The sequence below is a fragment of the uncultured Rothia sp. genome (assembly GCF_937976295.1).
Taxonomy (GTDB): Bacteria; Actinomycetota; Actinomycetes; order Actinomycetales; family Micrococcaceae; genus Rothia.
This window is the reverse complement of record NZ_CALJRY010000316.1, coordinates 1-4,716: the sequence shown is the minus strand read 5'-3', so window position 1 is coordinate 4,716 and position 4,716 is coordinate 1. Positions and strand designations below refer to the sequence as shown.

Here is a 4,716-nt window from a genome sequence, read left to right as displayed (position 1 = left end):
CTGCTGGCGCGTCGGGTGGCTCTGGCGCTATCGCTGCTGGCGGCGGTGCCCCTGCTACCTCGTCTGGCGGTTCTAGTGCTATCGCCTCTGGTGGTGCTCCTGCCGCCTCGAGCGGTGGCTCCGCACCTGCTGCGCCTGCTGCTGGTGGGTCTGCCCCGCAGGCTCCCGGCGGCGGTATGGTCGGTATCGGCTTGACGGTGAGTGCCGGTAGTGACACTAGCGCAGCACCGGGTAGCGGCGGCTCTGGTGGCGGTTCTTCCGGCGTGAGCCGTCTTGCGCAGGCTGCGCAGGTCCTTGAGAACCACATGCCGCGCGCCGAGCACGCTGAAGAGGTTCTGCTGGATGAGCAGAGCCTGGACCGTATCCACTAGTACGGCGGCCTTTGTTGAGGGTGTGGTGATTGCATAGTGCAGTCATAGCGTTATGCAATCACTGCACCACCCCCTAAATTCTCTCTTTCTCTCTTTCTTTTTTCACTTACTCATAAGACCCCCACACCGTGGGGGTCAGCTACAGCACACCCAAAAACCGCCCCCCTTGGGGCGGGAAAGGACGATTCATGCAGGCTCCTCAGTACGGTAACCCGATCCGATCCGGGTCCCTTAAGATTGGTGGCTGGCTTCCGGCACGAGCTGGCATCATCCTCATCGTTGCAGCCGTCATCCTCCTGTTCTTGTGCCTGCTGAAGGAATTCATTGCCGCGGGCGTGTTCACGCTCGTCGTGATCGTCTACGTGGGGTTGCTGGAAATCCCGTTTGGGGCTGAGGATAAGACGCTGATGCACCGTATCCGCCGGTACGCGGCGCATACTCAGCGAGTTGAATCAGGCGAGACGCTGTTTCTCGCGTCGCATTTTGGTGGTCAGGACCGTGCCCTGGGGCTGCCGGGTGTGCTGTCGACTCTGACGGTGCGCGATAGTGTGGACGGTTTGGGTAACCCGGTGCAGTTGCTGCATCATACGCGTGCTAATCAGCTGTCGGTGACGATTGAGTGCTCACCGGCGGGTGTGGCGATGAGTACGCAGTCTCGTACGACGGAGCAGGTGAGCGCGTATGCTGCGTGGCTGTCGTCGCTGGCTGGTGAGACTGGGCTGAATGGTGCTCAGGTTGTGGTGGATTCGGTCTTTGAGTCTTCGGCGCCGTTGGCTGAGTCTATTTTGTCGAATCTGGACCCGGCCGCCCCGCAGGTGGCGCAGCAGATCGCGCGTGAGGCTGCTGGTATGCTGCCGCAGACGGTGGCGCATGTGCGATCGTATGTGACGTTGGGGTATAAGATTTCGGCGTTGGCTGAGGATGTGGACGGTGCTACTGCTGAGGTACTGTCGCGTGTTCCGCGTCATTTGAAGGCGTTGGCGTCAGCTGGGTCTGGTATTAGCCAGGTGATGAGTGACGCCGATTATGGGGACATGCTGTACACGGCGTATAACCCGCACCGTAATGGTGAGGTGGCTCAGGAAATTAAGGATCGCATTCCGGCGTTCCGCCCGTTTGAGGGTGCGGCTCCTGAGTATTTTAATGCTGCGCATCCGCGTGTGGTGTTCCATGATTCGGTGGCGTCGATGACGGTGATGATGACTGTCCCGGATCCGGCGAAGATCACGGACCGCTCGTATGAGAAGCTGTTCGCGCCTTCGCGTCATTTTTTGCGCAAGCGTGTGAGTATTTTGTATCGTCCGGTGCCGTTGGCGGCTCAGCGTTCGCGTATTGATGCGGCGTCGCGTGCGACGACGACGGAGTCGACGTCGCGTAAGCGTGTGACTGCGTTTGAGATGAAGAAGGCGAAAGCGGCTGCTGAGGCGATGGATCAGATGAGTCGCGGCGCGATGATTCAGGAGTGGGCGTTGATGGTGACGGTGACGTTTGAGCCGAATGCGGCGGCGCAGCGTGCTGCTGAGAATGAGTTGAAGGCGTTGATGGGTGGTATGCGGTGGTGTTTCGCTGATTATGCGGCGGATGCGGCGTTCCATCAGACCCTGCCGTTGGGTTTGTTCCCGTGGACGTATGCGCCGAGTATGTCGTTGTTGGCGAAGGCGCCCGCTGAGAAGGCTGAGGATCAGAAGCAGCAGGAGGATTAGTCATGGTGTTCTTTAGGAAGAAGGACCGCGGTGGTAGCCGTGCTGGTGCTGTGGTGGATCATCCGCGTACGTCAATTCATGGTCAGCACGGCTTCGGCGGCGGTGCCTGGGGTCAGCTGGCTCAGCCGCGTCCGTGGCTGGAGACGACGTGGGAGAGTGCGGGTTTGTACCCGTTTGTGACGGGTACGTCTCGCCCGGTGTCGGGTGCCCCGATTGGGTATGACCTGACGAGTGGGTCTGCGGTGGCGTTGGATCATATCAGCTTGTATAAGGCGAATATGATTACCTCGCCGTCGGCGATGGTGTTCGGTCTGAACGGTTACGGTAAGTCCAGTTTGTCGGGTTTGGTGGCTGCGTATTTGAATGCGACGGGGTGCCCGTTGGCGATTTTTAATCCGTTGAAGCGTGAGGAGTGGACTCCGCTGGCGCGTGCGATTGGTGCGGATGTTTTTGATATCGGTATTAATCGTCATTCGACGAAGATTAATCCGTTGGATGCTGGCCCGTTGGCGGCTGCTGGTGACATTATTGGCGGTCAGACGGGTGTGGAGTTGCGTGCTATTGCGGTGGCGAATATTGTGCACAACATTATTGCGTTGATTCGTATTAACCGTGGTCGTGATCGTGGTGTCAGTGATGATGAGCGCACGATGATTAAGGCGTCGGTGGAGTCGGTGATGGAGGCGGAGCGGAAGCCGTCGCTGGGTCATTTGTTGCATTTCTTCGAGCATCCGAGTCAGAAGGCGGTGCATGCTGCTGGTTTGGATGATGCGAGCGAGTTTAAGAGCGCGTATTTGGAGTTGTACCGGTCGTTGTCGGCGTTGGTGTATGGCGATATGGCGGCGATTTTCTCTGATGAGGGTATGACGATTAATCCGGGTAATGCTGGTGGGTTCTGTTTTGATTCGTCGTCGATTCCTGATTCGATGGATCACATGATTAGTGCGGTCATGATGACCACGTGGCGTTTGGGTATGAATGCGATTGATGCGCATTGGGAGTTGAGTCAGCATGAGGCGAAGAAGGAGGCGGAGGCTGCTGCTGAGGGTGAGGTGTATACCCCTCGGTATACCTGGCACGGTTACAGCAGCCTGATGGATGAGTTTTGGTATCCGGTGCGTATGGCGCCGGGCATGATTCAGGAGGTTGACAAGCTCTCACGCACCAACAGGTCGGTGGGTGTGGGTGAGTGGAAGATTACCCATTCGCCGAAGGACTTTCTGATGATTGATAACGAGGCGGACCGTAAGATTGCGCATTCGCTGATTGGTAAGTGCGGCCTGTGGGTGTTGTTGGCTCTGGAGCCGGAGGATATTGACGTGTTGCGTACGGTGCGTCCGATTTCGACGAAGGAGGCAGCGATGGTGACTGGTTTCGTGTCGGGTGCGGACGGGTTGAATCCTGCTGCGGCTCGTAAGGGTCATGGTGGGTTGCGGTCTACGGGTGTGCCTGAGGGTGCTGGTCGTGCGTTGTGGAAGGTCGGTTCGAGTGTGGGTATTCCGGTGCAGTCGCCGAAGCCGGCGACTCTGGGTCGTCTGCACCAGACGGATACTCGTTTCACTAAGGATTAGCAGGGAGTTTTGTGATGGAAGAGCAGAAGAAGGGTGCTGGCCCGCTGCTGGTTGGTGTTGCCGTGGTGGCGGTGGGTTTGGTGCTTGGCCCGATTTTGGGCATCATCATTCTTTTTGGTGGTGTGCTCGGTGGTAGTAGTGCGGCTGCTGCGTGCCGTCCGGCGTCTGCATCGGCTGCTGCTGCGTCTGGTGAGGGTGAGGGTGGCCAGGTGGACGTGACGATTTATGATGATGACGGGTCGGCGACGACTCGTTCTGAGTCGTCGCGTGTGGGCGGTAAGATCCCGAATGACTGGGAGCAGTATGTGGTGTGGGCGTCGTTGGTGTCGGGTGTTCCGACGTCGTGGATTGCGGCTCAGATTGAGGCGGAGTCTGGGTGGGATCCGACGCTGGGCGCTAATAGTGCTGGCGCTAGTGGTTTGACGCAGTTTATTCCCTCGACGTGGCAGACGTATGGTCATGGTGGTAGCCCGAATGATCCGCAGGCTGCTATTCGTGCGATGGGTGAATACCTGCGTGATTTGCGGGCGCAGTTGAAGCCGGTGATTGATGCTCATCCGGATGTTCCGGCGGTGGAGCTGATTATGGCTGGTTATAACGCGGGTCCGGGTGCGGTGCAGAACTATAACGGTGTGCCGCCGTATTCGGAGACGCAGACGTATTTGTCGCGTATCCGCGGCTTGGCGAGTATCTACGCTAAGACGTACGGCGATCAGGTGGGCGGTAAGTCTGACGGTTCGGTTGAGAAGGGCGCGGTTCCGTATACGGATGACACCGCGAACGTGACCGGTAACCAAGCGGGAGGCAATAACTGCTCGCCGCAGAATTACAGCGGCGGCACGGTGACCGGCACGGATGATTACCCGTGGGCTGGATACGTCGAAGCTGCAAACCCCGTCACGGGCATGTACTACGTCAATTGCACGGACTTTTCGCTGTGGAGGCTTAATCAGCAGGTGGGTGCGACTGATCCGAATCACCCGAAGTACACGAATGGTAATTTTGCCTCGGTGCCTCTGGGTAATGGTGGCGAGTGGGCTACCGCCTGGCGTGCGAAGGGGTGGCCTGCTG

Annotated in this window: 3 protein-coding genes and 1 pseudogene; all 4 read left to right on the top strand. The window is 58.4% G+C overall.

Going from position 1 to position 4,716, the window contains the following annotated elements; translation table 11 throughout:
* A pseudogene (locus Q0216_RS08420) lies at nucleotides 1-371 on the top strand (hypothetical protein); the annotation flags it as partial.
* Between the two features lie 188 nt (nucleotides 372-559).
* On the top strand, nucleotides 560-2,074 hold the full coding sequence (locus Q0216_RS08415) for an SCO6880 family protein (protein WP_298594495.1): 1,515 nt from the start codon (nucleotides 560-562) through the stop codon (nucleotides 2,072-2,074).
* A 2-nt stretch (nucleotides 2,075-2,076) separates the two neighbouring features.
* Nucleotides 2,077-3,645 (top strand): ATP-binding protein, encoded by a 1,569-nt coding sequence (locus Q0216_RS08410; RefSeq protein ID WP_298594494.1) that lies wholly within the window; start codon nucleotides 2,077-2,079, stop codon nucleotides 3,643-3,645.
* 14 nt (nucleotides 3,646-3,659) lie between these two features.
* Nucleotides 3,660-4,716 (top strand): lytic transglycosylase domain-containing protein (locus tag Q0216_RS08405; protein WP_298594493.1); only part of this gene is annotated, 1,057 nt, incomplete at its 3' end.

Excerpts from the sequence above, each read along its gene's own strand:
- Q0216_RS08415 (WP_298594495.1), top strand. The coding sequence starts at position 560 with ATGCAGGCTCCTCAGTACGGTAACCCGATCCGATCCGGGTCCCTTAAG.
- Q0216_RS08410 (WP_298594494.1), top strand. The coding sequence starts at position 2,077 with ATGGTGTTCTTTAGGAAGAAGGACCGCGGTGGTAGCCGTGCTGGTGCT.